18 protein-coding genes and 1 tRNA gene are annotated in these 22,037 nt (G+C 60.3%); 11 read left to right on the top strand and 8 right to left on the bottom strand.

The window, feature by feature from the left end; genetic code table 11:
- Positions 1-11: 11 nt before the first annotated feature.
- From ACR0JN_RS00190 to ACR0JN_RS00175, 4 genes are all read left to right on the top strand, one after another.
- Positions 12-1,094 carry an ABC transporter permease gene (locus ACR0JN_RS00190; RefSeq protein WP_480883310.1) on the top strand — a complete coding sequence of 361 codons (1,083 nt, stop codon included), beginning with the start codon at positions 12-14 and terminating at the stop codon, positions 1,092-1,094.
- Position 1,095: 1 nt separating this feature from the next.
- Entirely contained in the window at positions 1,096-2,016 is a 921-nt protein-coding gene (locus ACR0JN_RS00185) for an ABC transporter permease (protein ID WP_480883308.1), read from the top strand.
- A gap of 32 nt (positions 2,017-2,048) precedes the next feature.
- The gene (locus tag ACR0JN_RS00180; RefSeq protein ID WP_480818631.1) at positions 2,049-3,122 is read left to right on the top strand and encodes a BMP family ABC transporter substrate-binding protein; all 1,074 of its coding nucleotides are present in this window, start codon (positions 2,049-2,051) and stop codon (positions 3,120-3,122) included.
- Positions 3,123-3,486: 364 nt separating this feature from the next.
- A complete protein-coding gene (locus ACR0JN_RS00175) occupies positions 3,487-4,155 on the top strand; it encodes a hypothetical protein (protein ID WP_480883306.1) in 669 nt (222 codons plus the stop codon).
- 262 nt (positions 4,156-4,417) lie between these two features.
- Here ACR0JN_RS00175 and ACR0JN_RS00170 read toward each other — a convergent pair whose 3' ends face one another.
- A complete protein-coding gene (locus ACR0JN_RS00170; RefSeq protein ID WP_480883304.1) occupies positions 4,418-5,650 on the bottom strand; it encodes an HlyD family secretion protein in 1,233 nt (410 codons plus the stop codon).
- Between the two features lie 3 nt (positions 5,651-5,653).
- A complete protein-coding gene (locus tag ACR0JN_RS00165; protein WP_480818665.1) occupies positions 5,654-6,037 on the bottom strand; it encodes a hypothetical protein in 384 nt (127 codons plus the stop codon).
- 199 nt (positions 6,038-6,236) lie between these two features.
- Between ACR0JN_RS00165 and ACR0JN_RS00160 the strand changes: the two genes are divergently transcribed.
- The 3 genes from ACR0JN_RS00160 to ACR0JN_RS00150 all read left to right on the top strand — a co-directional run bounded on the left by ACR0JN_RS00160 (position 6,237) and on the right by ACR0JN_RS00150 (position 8,368).
- The gene (locus tag ACR0JN_RS00160) at positions 6,237-7,310 is read left to right on the top strand and encodes an NAD(P)/FAD-dependent oxidoreductase (RefSeq protein WP_480883302.1); all 1,074 of its coding nucleotides are present in this window, start codon (positions 6,237-6,239) and stop codon (positions 7,308-7,310) included.
- Positions 7,307-7,960, top strand: a complete 654-nt coding sequence (locus ACR0JN_RS00155) for a DUF938 domain-containing protein (protein ID WP_480883300.1) — start codon at positions 7,307-7,309, stop codon at positions 7,958-7,960. Before ACR0JN_RS00160 ends, ACR0JN_RS00155 begins: the two co-directional genes overlap by 4 nt.
- A gap of 72 nt (positions 7,961-8,032) precedes the next feature.
- On the top strand, positions 8,033-8,368 hold the full coding sequence (locus ACR0JN_RS00150; protein ID WP_480818636.1) for a carboxymuconolactone decarboxylase family protein: 336 nt from the start codon (positions 8,033-8,035) through the stop codon (positions 8,366-8,368).
- 273 nt (positions 8,369-8,641) lie between these two features.
- Here ACR0JN_RS00150 and ACR0JN_RS00145 read toward each other — a convergent pair whose 3' ends face one another.
- From ACR0JN_RS00145 to ACR0JN_RS00125, 5 genes are all read right to left on the bottom strand, one after another.
- Positions 8,642-11,149 carry a GcvT family protein gene (locus ACR0JN_RS00145; protein ID WP_480883298.1) on the bottom strand — a complete coding sequence of 836 codons (2,508 nt, stop codon included), beginning with the start codon at positions 11,147-11,149 and terminating at the stop codon, positions 8,642-8,644.
- Between the two features lie 144 nt (positions 11,150-11,293).
- On the bottom strand, positions 11,294-12,277 hold the full coding sequence (locus ACR0JN_RS00140) for a hypothetical protein (protein ID WP_480883296.1): 984 nt from the start codon (positions 12,275-12,277) through the stop codon (positions 11,294-11,296).
- Positions 12,278-12,364: 87 nt separating this feature from the next.
- Positions 12,365-13,762, bottom strand: coding sequence for an FAD-binding oxidoreductase (locus ACR0JN_RS00135; RefSeq protein ID WP_480883294.1), 1,398 nt, complete (start codon positions 13,760-13,762; stop codon positions 12,365-12,367).
- A 103-nt stretch (positions 13,763-13,865) separates the two neighbouring features.
- Entirely contained in the window at positions 13,866-14,249 is a 384-nt protein-coding gene (locus ACR0JN_RS00130; protein ID WP_480883292.1) for a GFA family protein, read from the bottom strand.
- A gap of 35 nt (positions 14,250-14,284) precedes the next feature.
- Positions 14,285-15,271 carry a 2-hydroxyacid dehydrogenase gene (locus ACR0JN_RS00125; protein ID WP_480884342.1) on the bottom strand — a complete coding sequence of 329 codons (987 nt, stop codon included), beginning with the start codon at positions 15,269-15,271 and terminating at the stop codon, positions 14,285-14,287.
- Positions 15,272-15,349: 78 nt separating this feature from the next.
- Here ACR0JN_RS00125 and ACR0JN_RS00120 point away from each other — a divergent pair, with 78 nt between their 5' ends.
- A complete protein-coding gene (locus ACR0JN_RS00120; protein ID WP_480883290.1) occupies positions 15,350-15,931 on the top strand; it encodes an SH3 domain-containing protein in 582 nt (193 codons plus the stop codon).
- A 13-nt stretch (positions 15,932-15,944) separates the two neighbouring features.
- Here ACR0JN_RS00120 and ACR0JN_RS00115 read toward each other — a convergent pair whose 3' ends face one another.
- Positions 15,945-16,457, bottom strand: a complete 513-nt coding sequence (locus ACR0JN_RS00115; RefSeq protein WP_480883288.1) for a ferritin — start codon at positions 16,455-16,457, stop codon at positions 15,945-15,947.
- 413 nt (positions 16,458-16,870) lie between these two features.
- Here ACR0JN_RS00115 and ACR0JN_RS00110 point away from each other — a divergent pair.
- From ACR0JN_RS00110 to ACR0JN_RS00100, 3 genes are all read left to right on the top strand, one after another.
- Positions 16,871-16,945 (top strand) — tRNA-Gln (locus ACR0JN_RS00110).
- A gap of 124 nt (positions 16,946-17,069) precedes the next feature.
- Positions 17,070-18,044 carry a LysR family transcriptional regulator gene (locus tag ACR0JN_RS00105; protein ID WP_480883287.1) on the top strand — a complete coding sequence of 325 codons (975 nt, stop codon included), beginning with the start codon at positions 17,070-17,072 and terminating at the stop codon, positions 18,042-18,044.
- A 349-nt stretch (positions 18,045-18,393) separates the two neighbouring features.
- The gene (locus ACR0JN_RS00100; protein ID WP_480883285.1) at positions 18,394-22,017 is read left to right on the top strand and encodes a beta strand repeat-containing protein; all 3,624 of its coding nucleotides are present in this window, start codon (positions 18,394-18,396) and stop codon (positions 22,015-22,017) included.
- Positions 22,018-22,037 lie beyond the last annotated feature (20 nt).

The raw sequence follows: 22,037 nt of genomic DNA, 5'->3' as shown, positions 1-22,037 counted from the left end.
GATGTGAGCAGATGATTGTGTTGGAGAAGCGGCCTCAGCCGTCCAAGGCGTGGTCTTATGCCACCCCTCTGGTCGCGGTGATCGCGACGATGGTGTTTGGCGGCATTTTGTTCGCCGTTCTGGGCAAGAACCCGGTCGAGGCCATTGGCACGATTTTCTGGGAACCTCTGTTCGGTGAGTTTTCCTTTTACTACCGCCCGCAATTGCTGGTGAAAGGCGCGCCGCTGGTGTTGATCGCCATTGGTTTGTCGCTGGGTTTTCGCGCCGGTATCTGGAACATCGGAGCCGAGGGACAGTACATCATGGGTGCCATTTTTGGTGCCGGTGCGGGTCTGGCCTTCTACCCGCTGGACGCGTGGTACATCTTTCCGATCATGGTGATTGCCGGAGCCTTTGGCGGTTGGCTGTGGGCGATGATCCCCGCCTTCCTGAAGGTGCGGTTTGGGACCAATGAAATCCTTGTATCGCTGATGCTGGTCTATGTGGCCGAGCAGATGCTGGCCTCGGTGTCGCTGGGGTTATTGAAAAACCCCGAGGGCTTTGGTTTTCCCGGCTCGCGCAACCTGCAATCCTATGACAGCGCGCATAATGCCGAGCTGATTGCTGGGTCTGGGATGCATTGGGGCGTCGTGACGGCTCTGATCGCTGTGATCTTTGCCTATGTCCTGCTGAACCGGCATATGCTGGGCTTTCATATCCGCCTGACGGGTGAAGCGCCGCGTGCCGCCAAGTTTGCCGGTGTGAACCCGGCGCGGCTGATCCTGTTCTGTCTGGGCCTGTCTGGCGCGCTGGCCGGGCTTGCGGGGATGTTCGAAGTGTCTGGCCCCTCGGGCGTGGTCAGCATCGATTTTAACGTGGGCTACGGCTTTACCGCGATTATCGTGGCCTTTCTGGGCCGCCTGCATCCCGTGGGCATCCTGCTGGCCGGTGGCCTGATGGCGTTGACCTACATTGGCGGGGAAATCGCCCAGTCGCAACTGGGCTTGCCTGCCGCCGCCATTCAGGTGTTCCAGGGGATGCTTTTGTTCTTCCTGCTGGCCTTCGATCTTCTGACAAACTACCGCATCCGTGCGGCCCGTAGCGAGGTAGCGTGACATGGACCTTGGTGAAATTAACCCCGTCCTTCTGGTCGCCTCGCTGATGGTGGCCGCAACCCCCCTGCTGCTGGCCGCGATCGGAGAACTGGTCGTCGAGAAAGCAGGCGTTCTGAACCTCGGCGTCGAGGGGATGATGATCGTGGGCGCAATCAGCGGCTTTGCGATCTCGGTTGAGACCGGCTCCCCCTGGCTGGGCTTTATCGCGGCGGCCGTTGGCGGCGCGGTGCTGTCGCTGTTGTTCGTGCTGCTGACGCAGGTGGCGCTGGCCAATCAGGTCGCCAGTGGTCTCGCCCTGACGCTGTTTGGTCTGGGGTTCAGCGCGCTGATGGGGCAGAGCTATGTGGGGGTAAAACCGCCCGATATGGGTGAAATCCACATCCCCGTGATCAGCGACATTCCGGTGATCGGCCCGATCCTGTTTCAGCATGACCCGATCCTATATGTCGGGATCGCGCTGACGGCGGCGGTCTGGGCCACGCTGAAATACACCCGCGTCGGCCTGATCCTGCGCGCGGTTGGCGAAAACCACGATGCGGCGCATGCGTTGGGCTACAAAGTGATCAAAATCCGCATCATGGCGATCCTGTTTGGCGGGGCCAGCGCGGGTATGGGCGGCGCGTATATCAGCCTGATCCGCGTGCCCCAATGGACCGAGGGCATGACCGCCGGTGTGGGCTGGATCGCGCTGGCGCTGGTGGTGTTCGCCAGCTGGAAACCATGGCGGGCCTTGCTGGGTGCCTATTTGTTCGGCGGCATCACCGTATTGCAGCTTAATTTGCAGGCGGCGGGCGTTGCCATTCCAGTCGAGTATCTGGCAATGTCGCCCTACATCATCACGATCCTTGTGCTCGTGATCCTTTCGGCCGACAAGAGCAGCGCACCTGCCGCATTGGGCCGGACCTTCCATGCCTCGCACTAGGGGCCAACTGAACCAACTTGGGGAGTAACTACATGAAATTCACCACTCTATTGACGAGCGCTGCAATGGCGCTGGGGCTGGCCTCGGGGGCCATGGCCGAGGACAAGACCAAGGTCGGTTTCGTCTATGTCGGCCCGGTGGGCGACGGCGGCTGGACCTATGAGCACAACAAGGGCCGTCTGGCCGTCGAGGAAGAGTTCGGCGACAAGGTCGAAACCGTCTTTGTCGAATCCGTGCCCGAAGGCCCGGATGCTGAGCGTGTCATGACTCAGATGGCGCTGGAAGGGGCTGATCTGATCTTCACCACCTCGTTCGGATACATGGACCCGACCATCAACGTGGCCAAGAAGTTCCCGAACGTGAAGTTCGAACACGCAACCGGGTATAAGACCGCGCCGAACGTGTCGGTCTATTCGGCCCGTTTCTACGAAGGTCGCGCCGTTCAGGGCCACATCGCCGGTAAGATGACGGAATCGAACATCATCGGCTATATCGGGTCCTACCCGATCCCCGAAGTGATCCGTGGCATCAACTCGGCCTATATCCACGCCAAGAAGGTGAACCCGGATGTCGAGTTCAAGATCGTCTGGGCCTACACCTGGTTCGATCCGGCGAAAGAAGCCGACGCCGCGACCGTTCTGATCGAACAGGGCGCGGACGTGATCCTGCAGCACACCGACTCGACCGCGCCGCAGGCGGCCGCGCAGGAGGCGGGCAACGTTGTCACCTTCGGTCAGGCCTCGGACATGAGCGAATACGCCCCCTTCCCGCGTGTGTCATCGATCATCGACAACTGGGCCCCCTACTACATCGCGCGCACTCAGGCGGTCATGGATGGCTCTTGGGAGACCGTGAACACCTGGGACGGTATTCGCGAAGGCATGGTTGAAATCGGTGAGATTTCCGACCGCGTTCCGGCGGACGTGAAAGAAGAGGCCCTGGCCATGAAGGCGGCCATGGCTGCGGGCGAGTACCACCCCTTCACCGGTCCGCTGAAAAAGCAGGACGGCAGCGACTGGCTGGGTGAAGGTGAAACCGCTGATGACGGCACACTTGCAGGCATGAACTTCTATGTCGAAGGGCTGGAAGGCGAGATTCCGCAGTAAGTTGCGCCATTGTCCTGAAGGAAAGCCCGCCACATCGGCGGGCTTTTTTCTTGTCCCCAAAAACTGCGAAATGTCAGATATTCCGGGATATTCCGAACTATTCCATTTGCAACCCTTACAGAGACGATATTGCCGAACCTAAAAAGTTCATGTCAGATCAAAAGGAGAATGACATGAAAAAACCAAACCACAACGCTGACATGAAGAACGCGAACAAGGGCAATCCGGGGCAAAACAAAACGCATGCAAAAAATCAGGGGAACCGGGGTGCGCAGATGAATCCAAACCGCAAATCGACCAATTCCAAGAAATCATGAAGCACCGGCGGGCGCTTTTGTGCGCCCGGCCCATTTAAGGTTGAGTGATGAGCACCAAAAAAGAACAAGAACTATTTCCTCAGACCAAGGACTTGATCCGAATTGCGCTGAACGACGGCATGACGCAGGACCAGATCCGCCGCCTGTGCCGCACAAGTCAAAGTCAGGTCAGCAAATGGAAAAACGGTGAAAGACTGGCCAAAAAGAACCAGATAAAGCCGCTACTTGAACTCTACGGTGACTTGCTGCGCCGCGTCCCATTCAAACTGTATCAAACTGCCTCAACATCGCAGGAACCGAGGCAGTTTATTCTCGTTGAAGGTAAACTGATCCTGCGCGAGAGATTTCAGCGATCCAAGGTTCCTCAGCAGTGCCAAGTCACGGCATGCCGGATCTCGGTCCACCAACAAGGCAGAGATCAATTCGTTGTGGTCGCAGAAACGACGCGAGCACCTTTTTCAGGGAAAGAAAGAGGGGCGGACGGCGAACCGCTTGCTACTGATCGTCTGGCCGCTTGGCACCTGCACAACTTTTTGGGCTTCAAGGTAAAGCAAGTTGACCTGCAACAACTCAGGACAATCGCGCAAAGTAACGCGCTGGATGACATGTGCGAGCATTTTCCGGCACTGCGTCAACTTCCGTTTCTTCTGACGGAGGCACTGTTGAACCATGGATGCAAGCTGGATGATCTTGTGGAATTCAAACTGGCGCAATAATCTAGACCTCCACAACCAAACCGCCCGGATGGGCAAATTCTGGCAGCGCCTGAAACACAGTCCCTGCGTCAGGTTTGTGAGCTCAACAGCACGCCGCGCGATCCGGCCTTTTGCCGCCGCGCCGCGCACGAACCGTCAAGGTCCGAACGAGACGACCCGCGCCCGAGCCTAACACGCGACGGCAGGCTCCTCTCTAAGGGGTATGGGGTGGGTAGCCATCAAGCCGTGGGCACGACCCACCGCTTGATGGCGTATTGCAGCCTCAATGCCCGCTCAGCACCAGCGTATTCACCGGCATCAGGATCAGGCGCAGGCGCAGGCCCGCCGCGTGGACCACGCCGATGGTATCGACCACGTGCAGGAACGTGCTTTCCCAGAAGCCCAGGTCTTCGTGCTCGAGCCGTTCGTGGTTGTCGGTGTAGACATTCGCCAGACAGTTGCTGCCCGGCGGGACCTTGTCGGCCATGCCTTTATAGAGCGGCTCCATATAGACAAGGATCGAGCCCGGAACCGTGTTGTTCTGCACATCGCGCAATTCGTCCGAGGGCCGGAACTGGCCCGAGGGGATCACGTCCTGCACCTCGACCACGACCATCGGGATCACGGTGAAGGGCTTGGTCATGCACCCCAGCTCTCCGATCATGCCGGGTTTGATGACCTGCGCGGACAGTTGGTTGAACGCCGCCTGGAACCGGTCGCGGCCCAGGTTCGAGGGCACCAGAATACCCGCCGGGCGCAGCAGCGGGCTGACATAGTCGCCCACCTGCAGGCCGAACTGTTCGACCCGGCCCGTCACACCGGCATTGATCACGGTCTTGTCCAACTCGGTCAGGGCGGCGTCCAGTTGCGCGTTCGCGCTGGCCAGTTGGGCGGGGATCAACTCCTCGATCTGCTGGACAACGGCGGCCCGCTGCGATTGGGCCGCAACCACCTGCGCCTCGCGCTCTTCAACAAGGTTTTCCAGCCGCTCGATCTCGGCCAGACGCACCGCGCTGGACCCTTCGTCGCGCAGAGTGGTGTTGCGTTCAAGGTCCTCAAGCGACTGATCCAGCGCCGCACGGGCCCCGGCGATCCCGGCATCGGCCTCGGCCAAATCGGTCTCAGCCACTTTTAGCGAGGCCTGAACCTGTGCAATCTGGGCATGCGCGGCCTCGACCTGAGCGGTCTGGCTGAAGTCCTCGATCCGGAAAATCGGCTGGCCTGCGGTGACCAGTTCGTTGTTGCGGACATACACCTCGGACACCCGTCCGCCCAGTTGGGGCAGAATCGTCACGGTCCGGAAATAGGAGGCAGCCGTGCTGCTGGAGGGGTGGAAATAGAACAGCGTGGTGATCACGGTCAGCGCCAGAATGGCACAGGTCGTCAGACCCCACCGCAGTTCGTACCACATTGTAAACAAGGTGATTTCATGCCCGATCCGCTTGCCCTGAACGAAGCGGCGGAACAGGTAGTCTGGCAGCACGGTAACCAGCGCGCACATCAGTGTTTCAAGCATGTCTTAGTGCTCCTGCGGCGCGGTGGGTTCGGGGTCGGGCAAATCCGCAGGCGGCTGTGCCTCTCGTTGCGGTCCCAAAGATCGGATCGCGTCGGCTATGCCCCGCAATGGGGCGGCAAAGTCAGGAAACTGGAACCCGGCCACCAGAATGGCCGCAACCCAGAACAGGCCATTATGGGTGAACAGGGCCAAAAGCGCCAATATCCCGACCAGTTGGAACTGAGGGTGGTTGGATTCATGCGCGATCTTTTCCGGGATCGAATGCAGGGTGAAGTACCCCACCCCGATCAGCACGATCACGATGACCGTGAATATGAGCATGAATGTAAAAAGAAAATCACTTCCGTCCGCCTGGGTCACATAGGACGGAATATGTCCTGTGGCCATCGGGTGTAAATCTGCGGTGCTCACCCTGCCCTCCTGCTTATGATGCGTCCATGTTTGGATGGGTTGATAGACAAATTCAAGCCTGCTTATAGTTTGGCGCAGGCTTGTCAGAACCTTCAATAACGTTACGCGGTCCCGATGTTTTTCCATTTCTCATCCGTTTTTGCCGGGGCACAACCCACCAACGGCACGGAACGCCATGATTGATTTTCTTGTCATTGGCGGCGGCATCGCGGGGCTAAGCGCAGGTGCGCGCCTGTCGGATCATGGCCACGTGGCCGTGCTCGAGGCGGAAAACGCGCTTGGCTATCACGCCTCGGGCCGGTCTGCGGCGCTGTTTGAGAAAAACTATGGTCCGGCATCGGTGGTAGAACTGAGCAAGGCGGGTGCGGAATATCTGAGGTCAGAAAACGGCGGCTATCTCAGTCCGCGCGGGCTGATGCTGGTAGGCTTTAAAGAACAGGCCGAGGTCTTCGCGAAAGACTGCGCCGACCTGAACCTGCAAGATATCCCGACCGATCACGCTATTGATCGGGTTCCGATCCTGCACCCTGAACGGCTTGGATATGCCGCCGTCAGTGAGGCGGCCTTTGACATCGACACCGACCGGCTGCTGCAGGATTTCGCCCGCACCATCCGCCGCAACGGTGGTCAGGTTCTGACCAAGCGCAAGGTCGGCGCGATAAGCAAGACCGCGCAGTGGCTGATCGAAGCGGATGAGACCTATGAGGCCCGATACCTGATCAACGCCGCCGGAGCGTGGGTCGACGAGATCGCCACAATGGCGGGCATCCAACCCATCGGGATCACACCGCGCCGCCGGTCCATGGCACGCATCCCGGCTCCGGGCGGGCACGACACGACCAAATGGCCGATGATGCTGGGCGCGGGCGAGGCATGGTATGCGAAACCGGACGCTGGAAAGCTGCTGGTGTCCCCGTCCGAGGCGCATCCCGTGCCACCCCACGACGCTTATGCCGACGATATGGTTCTGGCCGAGGGTCTGGCCCGATACGAAGACATCGTTACCGAACCGGTAACGCGCGTTGAGGCGAACTGGGCCGGTCTGCGCAGCTTTGCCCCGGATGGGACGCTGGTGCTCGGGCCCGACCCGGCTGAGCCCACATTCATCTGGTCGGCAGGACAAGGCGGGTACGGGTTTCAGACTGCCCCGGCAGCCTCGGCGTTGGTGGCCGCACTGGTTACCGGGCGTACGACGGGGCTGGCCCCCAACGTGGTTTCCGCGTTGCGCCCGGACAGGTTGCGGGCATGAAAAGGCGACCCCTGCCTTCCCGCTCCAGCAGCACCGTTCAGGCAGAAGGCGCGCGTCTGATCGCGCCCGCCGCCACGCGGAACTGTGACGCGCTCTGCGACTTGTTGGAAAGGACCGCTCCCACCGCCAGCAAGGCGCTCGAAATCGCCAGCGGAACCGGCCAACACGTCGCCGCCTTTGCCCGGCGATTGCCGGGTCTCTCCTGGCAGCCGACTGAGATTGACCCCGAACGCCGAGCCAGCATTGATGCCTATTCGTCGGGGCTGCCCAACGTCGCCAAGGCGGTGAAACTGAACGCTGTATCCACCGGCTGGTCCGCCCTGTTCGAAAGGCAGGACCTGATCGTCCTAATCAACCTGCTCCACCTGATTTCATGGCCCGAAGCAGAGGTTCTGGTCCACGAAGCCGCACAGGCCCTGAACCCGGACGGGCGGCTGGTTCTGTACGGCCCGTTCAAACGCGCGGGGCGCCTGACCAGTGACGGTGATCAGCGCTTTCACGAAGCCCTGATCCAGCAGGACCCTGAGATCGGCTACAAGGACGACACCTACATGCATGCGCTGCTGCGAGATAGCGGCCTTGAGCTTGTCGAAATCGCCGAGATGCCCGCGAATAATCTGGCCTTTATCGCGAAACGACCCGGCACCTGATCGAGATCAAAGCCGATTCAGCGCCCCCTCCATCATATGCAATTAACGATATGTATTGAAAGGGACAGGACCATGACCTGGCAGGACGCTCTGAAGAATACCCGCAAGGGGCTGCGCAACCTCAACGGCGCGCTTCCCGATACCACCCGCGCCTTTGGCGCGCTGGGAAAGTCGGTCAAAGAAGGCGGGACGCTGGACTACAAGACAAAAGAATACATCGCCCTAGGCATGTCCATCGCCATCCGGTGCGAGCCCTGCATCACGCTGCACACCGAAGCGCTGGTCAAGGCCGGAGCCACCCGGGACGAGGTCTCGGATGTGCTGGCCATGGCCATCCAGATGGGCGGGGGTCCCTCGATGATGTATGCCGCCAAGGCACTGGAGTGTTTCGACGAGTTCAGCGCCTGAACCCTTGAAAGCCTGCTCACGCAGGCTTGCCTCCGGCGGAGGTATTTTTGAACAGAAGAAGAAACAGTTTCTTAACCTTCTTCGTAGCACGATGCCCATGCGGTACAGGCGGAGGCGCCGATGGCCGTAACAGGAGAAGGCCCCCCTTGCCAAAAGCAGGGGGGCTGGATCATATCCCCAGCCCCCGCTTCTTCTGTTTATAAATACCTCCTCCGGAGGCATGTGCCGCCATAGGCGGCGCATGCCTGGCGCGCCGCCCCGGCCTGATCGAAGTTAACCGTCCTTGCGGATGACCTCGTTCTTCGGATCGTAGGGGCTGTCGCAGGTCACAACCGCATCCCACAGCTTATCCTGAATCTTGACCTGCAGCTTGGTGCCTTCGACCGCCAGTTCGGGTTTCACATAGCCCATACCAATGGATTTCTCGAACGCCACCGAGTACCCGCCCGAAGTCAGACGACCCACGCGCTCGCCTTCGGGTGTATACAGCGCCTCGCGGCCCCACGGATCGGCATCATCCGGGCCGTCGATCAGCAGGGTGCAACATTTGACACGAACGCCAGTCTCTTCCAGCTTGGCCTTGCCATGGAAATCCTTGGAGAGGTCGACAAAGCGCGGCAGGTCAGCCTCAAGCGGGGTCGCATCGCGACCTAATTCAGTGCCGAAGGCGCGATATGATTTCTCCTGACGCAGCCAGTTCTGAGCCCGCGCGCCGACGAGCTTCATACCGTGTTTCTCACCGGCTTTTTCCAGCAGGTCGAACAGGTAGTTCTGCATCTCGATCGGGTGATGCAGTTCCCAGCCCAGCTCTCCGGTATAGGCCACGCGGATCGCGTTGACCGGGCACATGCCCAGCTCGATCTGACGGGCCGAGAGCCACGGGAAGCGCTTGTTGGACAGCGCGGTGTCCGGGTCGGCGTCCTTGATGACCTCTTTCAGAACGTCGCGCGACTTGGGTCCGGCGATGGCGAAGACGCCCCACTGCGTGGTTACGTCCTGGATCTCGATATAACCGAACTCCTCCATCTTGTCCTCGGCCGCCTTGCGCAGGTAATCCGCGTCGTACTCGGTCCAGGCACCGGCGGAGACGATGTAATAGTTGTTCTCGCCGTTGCGGACGATGGTGTATTCGGTGCGGGTGGTGCCATGCGAGGTCAGTGCGTAGGTCAGGTTGATACGACCGATCTTGGGCAGCTTGTTGCAGGTGAACCAATCCAGGAACTGGGTGGCACCGGGGCCTTTGACGACATGCTTGGTAAAGGCCGACGCGTCGATCAGACCAACGCCTTCGCGGATCGCCTTGGCTTCTTCGACGGCGTACTGCCACCAGCCGCCACGGCGGAACGAGCGGGCGTCGCGGTCGAAGTTTGCGGGTGCATCGACCGGACCAAAGTAGTTGGGACGTTCCCAGCCATTGACCCAGCCGAACTGAGCCCCGCGCGCTTTCTGACGGTCATAGGCCGGAACGGTGCGCAGCGGACGGCAGGCTTCACGTTCTTCGTCGGGGTGGTGCAGGATGTAGACATGCTCATAGCATTCTTCGTTCTTGCGCGCCGCGAACTCGGTGGTCATCCAGTTCGACGAATACCGCTTGGGATCCAGCGAGGCCATATCGATCTCGGCTTCGCCATCGACCATCATCTGCGCCAGATAATAACCGGTGCCGCCCGCAGCGGTGATCCCGAACGAAAACCCTTCGGCCAGCCACATATTGCGCAGGCCCGGAGCCGGGCCAACCAGCGGGTTGCCATCAGGCGTATAGCAGATCGGTCCGTTGAAATCGTCCTTAAGGCCGGATTCGGCGCAGGAGGGCACGCGCTCGGCCATCGCCATGTACTGATCTGCAATGCGGTCCAGATCCAGCGGAAACAGGTCGGCGCGGAAGCTGTCCGGCACGCCATGTTCGAACCGCGCAGGCGCACCGTGTTCATAAATACCCAGAATCCAGCCGCCGCGTTCTTCGCGCGCATAGGATTCATTGTCCGCATCCCTAACAACCGGGTGCTCGGGGTTGCCCGCTTCGCGCCATTTGACCAGCTCTGGGTCCTTGTCCATCACGATGAATGTGTGTTCGACTGGGATCGCGGGCATCTTGATGCCCAGCATCTTGGCGGTGCGCTGTGCGTGGTTGCCTGATGCGGTCACAACATGCTCGGCGGTGATCACCACCTGTTCGTCGCTCTCGACAAGGTTCCCGCCCTTTTCGACCATCTTGGTGCAGGTCACTTCCCAATGGGTCCCGGTCCAATGGAAAGCATCGGCCTGCATCTTGCGGACGATCTCGACACCGCGCTGGCGGGCCCCTTTGGCCATCGCCTGGGTCACATCGGCCGGGTTAATGTAGCCATCCTCAGTATGGTAGATCGCGCCTTTCAGGTCCGAGGTTTCGATCAGCGGCCAGCGTTCCTTGATCTGCTCGGGGGTCAGCCATTCGTAGGCAACGTCACAGGTCTCGGCGGTCGAGGCATAGAGCATGTATTCATCCATACGCTCTTGCGTCTGCGCCATGCGCAGATTGCCAACGACGGCGAAGCCCGCATTCAGGCCGGTTTCTTCCTCAAGCGTCTTGTAGAAGTCGACCGAATACTTGTGGATGTGGGTCGTCGCGTAGGACATGTTGAACAGCGGCAACAGGCCCGCTGCATGCCAGGTGGAGCCCGAGGTCAGCTCATCCCGTTCGATCAGCATCACATCGTCCCAGCCCGCCTTGGCCAGGTGATAGGCAATCGAGGTCCCAACGGCGCCGCCGCCAACGACCAGTGCTTTGACTTGGGTTTTCATAGCCGGGTGTCTCCCCCTTGAATTAAGTTGACACCATATGGCGCACTTCGGGGCGCAAACGCGACATTCATCCGACCAGTGATATGAAAAAAACGACCCGCACGCGGGATGCAGGTCGCGAATCCGCCGGTTTCTGTGGCTGGTTCAGCCGCCCGAGCGGCAGCGCGTGCTGATCCCGGTCTTGGCGCAGGTCAGTTTGGATGGGCCTGACGCACCCGCATCGGTGGCCGTTTCCGCGCTCGACTGCGTGATGATCAGGGCCAGTGCGTTGCGATACGTCGTCTGCAGGATGGTCTCGTAATCCGGCACCTCTCCCCCGGTTGCGTCAAGCGTGGCACCGGGCGCTATACCTTCGACGAAGCTGTTGATCAGCGCGATATGGTCTTCCGAGTTCAGGGTCTGTTTGATCGCCAGATCGGCGCGGGCCTGAATCATCGCCCGGCGCAAGGCGATCATCTGCGAGGCGACGTCCGGTTGCTGCGCTGGTGCGATCTGCACCGCCTGCCCGATGGTCGGGACGGGGTGTTCAAGCGCGTTGTTCAGCCCGTCGAAATCGAGGCCTTCGAGAAGGGCAAAAATAGCCTCATCCGACGCGGCGGCGCGGACGCGCACCCGGATTTCGTCGTCGAATCCGACCCAGCCGTCGAATGTGCGGAAGGCCGTCTGGGTGGGCTCCTGCAACTGGCCAAAACCAATTCCGCCCACGACCGCGTAGCCCAGATAGTCCGGCTGGCGTGCAACCTTGCCTTCCGAAATCTCGGCCATTCCGGCCATGACACCTTTGGTTTTCTGCAACTCGGGGCGTGCGGCCTCCAGCCAGATGACATCCGTGCCGTTGTTGTAGACCCATCCGACCGCGTCCTGCTGACGGTCGAGGTCGCCCCAGACCGAGGCACCAGCCCCTGCCGATGGAGCGCTGCGCGACCAGCCTTCGGGGGCTTCGGGCAGAAATGCCAGAGTCTCAGCCGCCGCGACTGGACCGGAGAACCCGATGCGGGAAGGGACCGATGCGACATAGTCTTGCACACTCAACCCGCCTTCGACCTTTTTGACCTGCTGCATGTAATCCAGCCCGCCCACGACAAGGCCGCAGACAACGGCGAATCCAGCAAGATACTTGGCGCTCATGACATCATCCCTTCCAGTTCCGGTTGGATTCACCAGAAAAACTGGACGATTTCAGGGCCAAATGCTGACTTGTGTTGGAAGGGTCCGCTAAAGAATCTTGCCCGGATTCATGATGTTGTCCGGGTCCAGCGCTGCTTTGATTGCGGCCATGTAGTGCGTGGCGGCCCCGAGCTCCATGATCAGATAGGGGCGTTTGCCCTGCCCGATCCCGTGCTCGCCCGTGCAGGTGCCCTCCATCGAGATGGCCAGATCGTTGAGCCATCCGACAAATTCGTCGGCCCGCGCGATCTCATCCGCGTTCTCCATATCGATCAGAGGCAGGGTGTGAAAGTTGCCATCCCCCACATGCCCCACCATCGGGGCGATCAGGCCCAGCGCGGCGGCCTTGTCCTGTGCGGCCCCCACCGCCTCGGCCAGACGTGAGATCGGGACGCAGACATCGGTCGAGACCCCCTGCGTACCGGGGCGCAACTGCAGGCAGGCCCAGTACATATCGTGGCGCGCCTGCCAAAGCTTGTTGCGTTCTTCGGTGGTCGAGGTCGCCGCGAAATCGGTGCCGCCGAACTCGCCTGCGATCCGCCCGAAGGTTTCCGCCTGTTCTGCCGCACCGGCGTCCGAGCCATGGAATTCAAGCAACAACAGGGGCGTTTCGGGCAGGGTCAGGCCGGAATAGGCGTTGGCAGCCTGAACCGAGAGCTGGTCCAGCAATTCGATCCGCGCCACCGGAATGCCGTACTGGATCGTCATCATCACCGCCCGGCAAGCGGCATCGACGGTCGGGAAGGAACAGCGGGCGGAACTGATCGCCTCGGGGATTCCATGCAGGCGCAGGGTCAGTTCGGTGATGATCCCCAGCGTGCCCTCGGCCCCGATCAGCAGGCGCGCCAGATCGTACCCCGCCGAGGATTTGCGCGCGCGGTTGCCGGTACGGATGATCTGCCCGTCGGGCATGACGGCCTCAAGGCTCAGCACATTGTCCTTCATCGTGCCGTATCGCACCGCGTTGGTCCCCGAGGCGCGCGTGGCCGCCATGCCGCCCAGCGAGGCATTGGCCCCCGGATCAATCGGAAAGAACAGACCCTGATCGCGCAGATGGGTATTCAGGTCCTGCCGCGTCACACCCGGTTGCACCACACAATCCAGGTCTTCGGCATGCACCGCCAGCACCCGGTTCATCTGCGTCAGGTCCACCGAGACCCCACCCGCAGGCGCATTCACATGCCCCTCCAGCGAGGTGCCGGTCCCGAACGGGATCACCGGCACTTTATGCGCGGCGCAGGTTTTGACGATCTCGGCGACCTCTTCCGTCGAATGCGGAAACACCACGGCGTCCGGGCTTTGGTTGGGAATCCAGGTGGTGGTATGGCTATGCTGCTCGCGGATCGCTTCGCCGGTTTGCAGCCGGTCGCCGAACCGTTGCTTAAGAATGCCGATCGCGGTTTCAATCCCGGCGTCGTTGCGCGGCAAGTCGGTTGCCTTGACCATCGTCTCCTCCCCGGCCCACTCGGTTGGCGGGTCGTTTCCTACATGGCTATAAGGCGCGCCGGATCAGAGCAACATGAAAGCCGCTTCCCTGCGCCCATGTGCTCTAATCATCTTCCGCGTCGCGGTCCGTTTGATACCGCTTCAATCCACTAAATTCCGGTAACCACGCCTCACGCCGGATTACCCAGCTTTCGTAGGTCGGCTGCAACTGGTTTGGCTTGTCTAATGTGCCAAGATGCACCTCGACCTCATCCCCCGAGCGCGCGAACACAGGCGACCCACATGTGGGGCAAAAGAACCGCCCGGCGTAGCTGCGCGTCTCACCCAAGACGGTCACCTTATCCTTCGGAAAAACGGCGGCGGCGTAAAACAAAGCGCCATGATGCTTGCGGCAGTCGAGGCAATGGCACATCCCAACCCGCAGGGGCAGCCCGGCGGCTGACAGTCGCACGGCACCGCAGCGGCATCCACCCTCATAGCTCGCCATAGCGCCCCCTTGTAGCCAAGGCAGTGGCGATCGGCCTACAACATCGCAGGAACAACTTGATCGGGCGGCCTGTGGCCATCCTCGAAGGTCTTGATGTTGATGATCACCTTCTCGCCCATCTCGATCCGCCCCTCCAAAGTCGCCGAGCCCATATGGGGCAGCAGCACTACATTCGGCAGGTTCCGCAGGCGCGGATTGACGTTGATGCCGTTCTCATAGACATCCAGCCCCGCCCCGGCGATGTCACCGGACCGGATCAGCCGCGTCAGCGCGTTTTCATCCACCACTTCCCCGCGCGAGGTATTCACGATCACCGCCGACGGCTTCATCAGCTTCAGCCGCCGGGCATTCATCAGATGGAAAGTCGACGGCGTCGACGGGCAATTGACCGAGATCACATCCATCCGCGCCACCATCTGGTCTAGGCTTTCCCAATAGGTCGCTTCCAGCTCCTGCTCGGTCTCGGGACGCAGTCTGCGGCGGTTGTGGTAATGCACCTGCATCCCGAACGCCGCAGCCCGGCGTGCAACCGCCTGCCCGATGCGACCCATGCCAAGAATGCCCAACCGGCGACCGCCGATCCGGCCGCCCAAATAGGCGGTGGGGGCCCAGCCAGCCCAGTCCCCCTTTTGCATTACGCCCAGCCCCTCGGGGATGCGGCGGGTGACGGCCAGGATCAGCGCCATCGTCATATCGGCGGTGTCGTCGGTCAGAACACCCGGCGTGTTGGACACCAGCACACCGCGCTGCCGCGCGGTCGCCACATCAATATTGTCAACACCTGCGCCATAGTTGGCGATCAGCCGCAGCTTTTCGCCTGCCTGCCCCAGCAGACCACCATCAATCGTATCCGTGACTGTGGGCACCAGCACGTCGGCTTCCTTGACCGCAGCGACCAGTTCATCGCGGGTCATCGGGGTATCATCCGTGCGCAAACGAACATCGAACAGCTCGCTCAACCGGGTTTCCACCGCCTCGGGCAACCGTCGCGTAACGACAACACTCAGACGTTCTCTTGGCACCTCTGCCCTCCCACTGCTTTGCAAACCTTCGCGCGCCATGGCATCGTGGCGCAGGATAAGGCGGGGCACAAGAACCCCATGGGCATTGAGACGACCTTTTTTCGCAAGCAGATCAACAGGCACAAGAGCAGACAGTCAGTGAGTGGTCTTTTACCGGTAAAGCGCCTTTGTTTGGCGATCCTAACCGCGTTCCTGTTCGCGCAGGGGCCGGTTGCGGTCGCGGCACAGGACAAGCGCGGCCCGGTGACCAACCTGCCGCTGCCCCGCTATGTCTCGATGAAAGCGGCTGAAGGAAACGTGCGCCGGGGCCCGTCGCTGACACATCGAATCGACTGGGTGTTCAAGCGGCGCGGTATGCCACTGCAGATCACGGCGGAATATGGCAACTGGCGCAAGGTTCAGGACCGCGACGGTGCCGGAGGGTGGGTACACTACGCCCTTCTGTCAGGCGTTCGCACAGTGTTGATCGAATCCGAGATGCTGCCGGTCTACGCCCGGCCCGATCCGGCCTCGCCCGTCAATGCGCATTTCGAAACCGGAGTGGTGGCGCGTCTGGGCACCTGCTCGTTGGACTGGTGCAAAATATCAGCGGGCGGCTATCGCGGCTGGACGCTGAAATCGAACCTTTGGGGCGTCGATCCATCGGAAATCCGCGAGTAGCCGGGGTTTCAAGCTAGGCCTCAGCGGGGGGTTCAGCGCCCCGCGCGCCCATTTCCTGATCCAACAGCAGCAGGTTCCAGCGATCATCGTTTGCGGCCTTGGTCCGGTCGAGGATCTGGCCAAACAAATCCTCTTCCTCGGTCTGTTCTTCCACGAACCAGTTGAGCATATTCTGCGTGCCGTAATCCTTGACCTCGTGGGCCAATGCGAACAGCGCGTTGATCTGGGCAGTCACCGCTTCCTCATTACTCAGCGCGGTTTCCAACGCATCCGCCGGAGAGGCAAAGTCAGACTTTGGCTGATCGATTCCCGCCATTTCGATTCGCCCCCCGCGCTTTGCCATAAAGTCGAACAGACGCATCGCGTGCGTCACCTCCTCGGCCGACTGGGCACGGAACCATTGGCCAAAGCCGGGCAAATCCTGGGTTTCAAAATAGGCCGCCATTGCCAAATACGCGTGAGAGGCTGAAAGCTCACTATTGATCTGACGATTCAGGGCCTCGGCCAGTTCGGGGTTGAGTTTCATCGGCAGCTCCCAAAGCAACATTTGGTTTCGTTGGCGGAAATCTAAGGGCTTTGGCGGATAGGTGCAATGAAAGCGTTCTATTTTTCAATATGTTGATAACCGCTTAGTGCATGCGAAAGGCAACGCATGACCAGCATGGCATTGGTCCGCCCCCTGACAATTCGCCGGGCTGGTCCCTGCTACGGAAATTTCGGTCGCAGTGTTGGTTCCCGCCTTTGACGCTTGGAATGCGTCCGCAGCGCGCACTGCGCTTACAAGGAAAAATCCTACAACAGCCGGCGTCAGCTTCGCCGTCGCACGGCCCTTATGTCTCCATCAGGCTGACGACCAAAACAAATCCGAAGCAGCCTGAGATTTTTCCCCAAAAAGCCCTTGAACCCTGCCAACAACAATCGTAGACAGCCGCTCACCGTTGGGGTGTAGCCAAGTGGTAAGGCAGCGGTTTTTGGTACCGTGTATCGTAGGTTCGAATCCTACCACCCCAGCCATCTTTTCCCGATATCGCCGCAAACACACGATGTTTCACGAACGCGAGACATGGGACGCCGCGCATTGCCTAATGCTCGGCAAGGGCGCACGTTTGGCACGTCACCATTCGAACATAGCCTGAAAATGAACCTAAGAGACCTTCAATACGTCCTTGCTGTCGCTGCCCACCGGAACTTCACGCGCGCATCTCAGGATGTTGCCGTCAGTCAACCCGCCCTCTCGAACCAGATCAAAAAGCTTGAAGCGGAACTGGGGGTTTCGATTTTTGAACGCGGGAAAGACGGTGTTTCCCTGACCGCTTTCGGGCAGGAACTGATCACCCACGCCGCGCAAATCGTTGAGATTGTCGATACGATTGGCGATCTCGCGCAGCGTCATCAGACCACCGAACTGCCTCCGATCCGGTTGGGTATGACGCCGACTCTGGCTGCCTATCTGTCCTCGTACTTTCGCGAGCTGTTCACCAAGGTGGTTGCCGACCGCAAGATCATCATTGTCGAGGAATATCCCGTCGCGTTGGCCAAGATGGTCGAGGATCGCGCGGTCGATATGGCCTTTATCGCGCGCAAGAGCTTTGACAGTATCTATGGCGGGTCCAAGCAGCCGCTGGATTTTACCTCTTTGTGGTTGGAACCGCTGTTTCTGGGTGTCCGCGCCGATCATCCGCTGAGCCGGAAATCCAGCATCTGGGCGCATGAGGTCCCGGCGGCGCAGTTGATCCGGTTCCCGATATCCTTCGGTTACGATCTGGAGCGCGACCTGCCCGAACCGCCCAGCACAGGGGCCGAGGAAACCGGCATTGACGTTACGACCGCACGGTTCGAAACCGTGTGCAGATACGTGGCGGAAAGCGATGCCTGCACCATGGTGAATGCCATCGCGGCGGAACAGTTCAAGCGCGACGGGTTCGGGCTGTGCTTTATTCCCTTCGATGACAAGGGCAATATGCGGGAACTTGGGGCGATCACCCGACCGCAATATCCCAATCCCGAAATCATCGAGGCGATGAGCAATCATATCTGCGCCACGCCCCCGCGAGGCACCGTTGCGTCGCGCAATACACGCCTTGTGAAGACACCCGTTTCGACGGACGGCTGAGAAACAGCCTCAGGCAACCTCTGCCCGCGTGGCTTCGTTCCCTTTCCGACAGCGACCCGAATTTGGCCGATCCCCGAGGGGCTGAATACGGTCGAAATTCCATACTTTTTTGTGAAGACGCGTCAGTGAATAGATCCGGCACCACAAGCCCAAAATCCTAAGTTATTATAATCGCAATAAAATTACCCCTCATAACCTCGCGAATTACGTGAGTATTTGCGTTGGTTATGCCCCCCATTCAAAGGAAAAATTTCCAATAACCCGCGCCCTCCTCACCTGTTGAGACAGCGGAAAGACGGCCAGCCGGTTCGACCTCCGCCTGAAATTAACTCAAGCAGGGAGACACCCGATGCTATCCGAATTTCTCGCAAGTTTACGCTCCAGATTGCTGACGACATCGTCACTGGCGCAGGAAACCGTCCGCGATGGACAAACACTGTCCAACGGTTTTTTTCAAAACACCGTGGTCGACAATACCCCGGCCTTTGTGCTGGACAATGACTTTGCTCGCCTTCTGAATTTTGGTCAGATCACCACCAACAACGCCGCCGCTGCCGTGGCCGTCGAAGGTGAGAATGCACAGGTCTTCAACTTCCGCTCGGGCAGCATCGAGGCGAATTCGGGCCCCGACGCGCTGGCCGCCGGCATTCAGGTTTCCGGCAGCGCCGATATCCGCAACTTTGGCGAGATCGCGGGCGAGTTTAACGGCGTTCAGTTTGCGGGCGCGGGCAGCTCGGGCACGCTGGACAACTTCCGGGGCGGCGTCATTTCGTCTGACAGCCGAGCGGTGGATATTCAGGGCGAAGGTGTCAGCGTTCGCAACTTTGGTGACATCGTCGGCACCGGCGATCAGCGCAACGGCACGATCTACACCAACTCGACCGCCGAAGATGTCAGCATCTCGAACTTCTCGGGCGGCACCATCGACGCAGGCGAAGGCAACAACGGAGCCGGTATTTCGCTTCAGGTCGGGGATGAGGTCGGCGACCGGGTATCCAACACCCTGTTCAACGGCTTCGGCGCGACCATTCAGGGCCGCGGGCAAGAGGCCTCGAACACGCCGGGTGCCGGTGACGGCATCCGCATCAACAACGGGGCCGAGGGTACGATCTCAGAAACCGATATCGTCAACAGCGGGTTGATTTCATCCGAAAGCGATCAGGGCACCGCAGGCGGTATCCGTATCGCTGACGGTGCTGCGGCTGAGGGTCGTATCCTGAACACCTCGACCGGTGTGATCGAGGGGGTGCGCAATGGCCTGTATATTGGTGAGGCCGAGCATGATCTGGACGTGCTGAACTTTGGCACCATCCAGTCCGACAGCCGCGCGGTGAATATCGACGGCACCGGCGTGAACCTGGTCAACGGGGGCGACGTTCTGGGCACTGGCGATCAGCGCAATGGCACGGTCTACGCCGATGGCACTGCGGATGACTTCTCGGTCAGCAATCTGTCCAACGGTCTGATCGACGCGGGCGAGCACAATCAGGGCTCGGGTTTCGGCGTTGAAATCGGTGGAGCCGAGGACGGTGCGAACACCTTCACGCTGGACAATGACGGCATCATTCAGGGTCGCGGCAACGCGGGCGCTGCGCTGGGTCTGGCTGGTGACGGCGTGCGCATCGGCAACGTGGGCAACTCGGGCACGACTGACGCCACGATCACCAACACGGGTACCATTTCGTCTGAAGGGGCCAATGGCACGGTTGCCGGTCTGCGTGTCGTCAACGGTGTGAACTTCCAGGGAACGCTGACCAATGCGGGCCTGATCGAGGGCATTCAGAACGGTGTCTATTTCGGAACCGGTGACCACTCGGGCGGGTCGTTCCTGAACACCGGCACCATTCTCTCGGACAGCCGCGCGCTGAACATCGATGGTGACGGTCTGGAGGTGCGCAACGAAGGCGACATTCTGGGCACCGGCAATCAGCGCAACGGCACGGTTTATGCCGACGGCACTGCCGACAACTATACCTTCACCAACACCGGTCTGGTGGATGCGGGCGAAGGGTTCAATGGCTCGGCTGTCTCGCTGCAAACCGGTGATGTGGACGGAGATGTGGTTTCGGCTGCGATCTTCAACGAAGGCACCTTCCAGGGCCAAGGCGATGCGACCGAAGGCAATCAGGTTGGCGACGGCCTGCGCCTGTTCAGCAATGTCGAAGACGCCAGCTTTGCCGGTCTGGTCCAGAACAGCGGTGTGATCGCCGGGTCGGAAGACAGCGATGCCGCAGCGGGTATCCGCATCGATGGTGGTCTGAACCTGCTGGGTGCCATCATCAACGAAGGTGAAATCTCGGGTCAGGTCAACGCGATTGACGCGACCGAGGCAGGCTCAGTGACATTCGTTAACGATAACGAAGGTGTGGTAAATGGTAACGTGTTGCTGGGTGCCGGAGACGACATCGTTGTGGACCTCGGTCAGATCAACGGTGTCGTCAACGGCGGAGCAGGGGATGACGTTCTGATCACTGGCGACGGTGACAACGTGATCGTCGGTGGACTTGGTAATGATTTCATCGAAGGGGGTGAAGGGTTCGACACCGCCGATTTCTCGGATCTGGATGTAGCGGTCACCGTCAATCTGGATGCCAATGGCAACGGTACCGCAACCCGCGATACCGGGTTCAACGTCAGCGTCGTCAATCAGGCGGTGACCGCGCCCGGTCAGTTCGGATCGGCCATTGCAGACGGTGCGGCGTTTGTCGAACAGGCTGCTGCCGAGAACCTGTACTTCAACATCCACACAGCCGACTTCCCGGGTGGTGAAATTCGCGGTCAGTTGCTGGTCGACAGCGACGAAACCGTGGATGGCATTCGCACCATCACCCTGAGCGGCCCGCTGGATGCGGCGCAGGAACCCGGGCCCCTATCCGACAGCGAAGCGACCGGTTTTGCGACGGCGGTTGTTGTTCAGAACCTGGAGACCGGTGAGGTCACCTATTCCAGTGAACTCAGCGTCACTGGCCTGAACGAAGCCGATCTGCTGACCCCGATCCCGGGTGTTGTCTCGGCCATCCACCTGCATAACGCACCTGCCGGTCAGAACGGCCCGGTGGTTCAGGACACGCTGGTCGATGCCGGTGCGACGCTGGACACCGATGCCACAGGCGGCACGGGTGTTGTCGGAGCGGACGTCATCGACAACCAGATCGAGACCGACATCCTCAGCTCGATCGAGCGGGTTGTGGGCTCGGATGACAGCGACACCATCGACGTGTCGGGCTTCAACGGTGTCACCGTTGATCTGGACCTCAGCGGTCCTGCCCCGAACCCGGCTGGCAATGGGGACGAAGGTCCGCAGGACGGTGCCATCATCCAGAACGGTGTGATCGTTGCTGAAATCGACGACTTCGAGAATGTCATCGGCACCAGCGGCAATGACCTGCTGCTTGGTAACAACGAGTTCAATATCCTCGACGGCGGTGCCGGTAACGATGCGATCCACTCGTTCGGCGGGGCCGACATCATCATCGGTGGCGAAGGCATCGATACCGCGCTGTTCACCGCGGGGCCGGGCGTTGTGCTGGACCTCGATGAGGACGGCAACGGTGTTGCACAGGTCAACGCGCCGGATGGGGCCACGCTGGATCAGGTCTTCGGGTTCGAGAACATCAATGGCTCGAACAACGCAGGCAGCCCGAATGGTGGCAACGACATTCTGTCGGGCAACTCGGGGTCGAACACCCTGAACGGTCAGGCGGGTGACGATGTGCTGAACGGTGAGGGTGGCGATGACATCCTGATCGGTGGCGCAGGCAACGACACCTTCGTGTTCGAGGGCGATTTTGGCAACGACGTCATTCAGGACTTCCAGGCCGGGTTCGACCAGCTGGACTTTGGCGACTTCGAAGGTCCGCTGAATGTCGCACAGGACGGCGGTGACGTGGTTCTGTCTTTCGCCTCGGACAACTCGGTCCGGCTGGAAGGCGTCAACGCCAGCGACCTGACAGACGACGACTTCGTCGCCTGATCAAAAAGCCAAAGGGTGGC

Source organism: Ruegeria sp. G12 (genome assembly GCF_056533565.1).
The sequence above is the reverse complement of the archived record's forward strand: the minus strand, read 5'-3'. Positions and strand labels throughout refer to the sequence as shown.

Excerpts from the sequence above, each read along its gene's own strand:
- ACR0JN_RS00190 (WP_480883310.1), top strand. The coding sequence starts at position 12 with ATGATTGTGTTGGAGAAGCGGCCTCAGCCGTCCAAGGCGTGGTCTTAT.
- ACR0JN_RS00185 (WP_480883308.1), top strand. The coding sequence starts at position 1,096 with ATGGACCTTGGTGAAATTAACCCCGTCCTTCTGGTCGCCTCGCTGATG.
- ACR0JN_RS00180 (WP_480818631.1), top strand. The coding sequence starts at position 2,049 with ATGAAATTCACCACTCTATTGACGAGCGCTGCAATGGCGCTGGGGCTG.
- ACR0JN_RS00175 (WP_480883306.1), top strand. The coding sequence starts at position 3,487 with ATGAGCACCAAAAAAGAACAAGAACTATTTCCTCAGACCAAGGACTTG.
- ACR0JN_RS00170 (WP_480883304.1), bottom strand. The coding sequence starts at position 5,650 with ATGCTTGAAACACTGATGTGCGCGCTGGTTACCGTGCTGCCAGACTAC.
- ACR0JN_RS00165 (WP_480818665.1), bottom strand. The coding sequence starts at position 6,037 with ATGGCCACAGGACATATTCCGTCCTATGTGACCCAGGCGGACGGAAGT.
- ACR0JN_RS00160 (WP_480883302.1), top strand. The coding sequence starts at position 6,237 with ATGATTGATTTTCTTGTCATTGGCGGCGGCATCGCGGGGCTAAGCGCA.
- ACR0JN_RS00155 (WP_480883300.1), top strand. The coding sequence starts at position 7,307 with ATGAAAAGGCGACCCCTGCCTTCCCGCTCCAGCAGCACCGTTCAGGCA.
- ACR0JN_RS00150 (WP_480818636.1), top strand. The coding sequence starts at position 8,033 with ATGACCTGGCAGGACGCTCTGAAGAATACCCGCAAGGGGCTGCGCAAC.
- ACR0JN_RS00145 (WP_480883298.1), bottom strand. The coding sequence starts at position 11,149 with ATGAAAACCCAAGTCAAAGCACTGGTCGTTGGCGGCGGCGCCGTTGGG.
- ACR0JN_RS00140 (WP_480883296.1), bottom strand. The coding sequence starts at position 12,277 with ATGAGCGCCAAGTATCTTGCTGGATTCGCCGTTGTCTGCGGCCTTGTC.
- ACR0JN_RS00135 (WP_480883294.1), bottom strand. The coding sequence starts at position 13,762 with ATGGTCAAGGCAACCGACTTGCCGCGCAACGACGCCGGGATTGAAACC.
- ACR0JN_RS00130 (WP_480883292.1), bottom strand. The coding sequence starts at position 14,249 with ATGGCGAGCTATGAGGGTGGATGCCGCTGCGGTGCCGTGCGACTGTCA.
- ACR0JN_RS00120 (WP_480883290.1), top strand. The coding sequence starts at position 15,350 with ATGGGCATTGAGACGACCTTTTTTCGCAAGCAGATCAACAGGCACAAG.
- ACR0JN_RS00115 (WP_480883288.1), bottom strand. The coding sequence starts at position 16,457 with ATGAAACTCAACCCCGAACTGGCCGAGGCCCTGAATCGTCAGATCAAT.
- ACR0JN_RS00105 (WP_480883287.1), top strand. The coding sequence starts at position 17,070 with ATGAACCTAAGAGACCTTCAATACGTCCTTGCTGTCGCTGCCCACCGG.
- ACR0JN_RS00100 (WP_480883285.1), top strand. The coding sequence starts at position 18,394 with ATGCTATCCGAATTTCTCGCAAGTTTACGCTCCAGATTGCTGACGACA.